The organism is Pseudoalteromonas sp. S1608 (assembly GCF_005887265.1).
Taxonomy (GTDB): domain Bacteria; phylum Pseudomonadota; class Gammaproteobacteria; order Enterobacterales; family Alteromonadaceae; genus Pseudoalteromonas; species Pseudoalteromonas undina.
The window spans coordinates 1-368 of sequence record NZ_PNDK01000109.1; the positions used below are offsets into that span (position 1 = coordinate 1).

The following is a 368-nucleotide window of genomic DNA, read 5'->3' on the forward strand; positions in this document are numbered from 1 at the left end:
TGAAAAAGACTTATCATACGCAGCAAAACATAATCAGTTTTTTAACAAATACCAGACAGTAGTTAATACAAAACATAAAACAATAAGTCGTGTTGAATTATTGATGCGCTGGGAAAACCAAGGAAAACAAATCTCTCCGGCTTTATTTAGACCGGAAACAGAAGAAACTGGCTTAATTAATATGCTTACAGTGCAAGCATTGCAACCTGCAATTACAGCATTAACCCACTGTTTTATTTTTCGTTAAAGGTATCACCAAAACATATTTTAAAGGCTAATATCTGCCCGCGTCTGGGCGCTATACTTGAAAAAGCGAAGATCAAGCCACAGCACCTACGACTGGACTTTACAGAAAACCCGCTGACAGA

1 protein-coding gene is annotated in these 368 nt (G+C 37.5%); it reads left to right on the plus strand.

All coding sequences use genetic code 11. The features are described 5' to 3' along the window. Positions 1 to 247, plus strand: a 247-nt coding sequence (locus CWB75_RS18890; RefSeq protein ID WP_249362350.1) for an EAL domain-containing protein, incomplete at its 5' end; no start/stop codon positions are given. Positions 248 to 368: the final 121 nt, after the last annotated feature.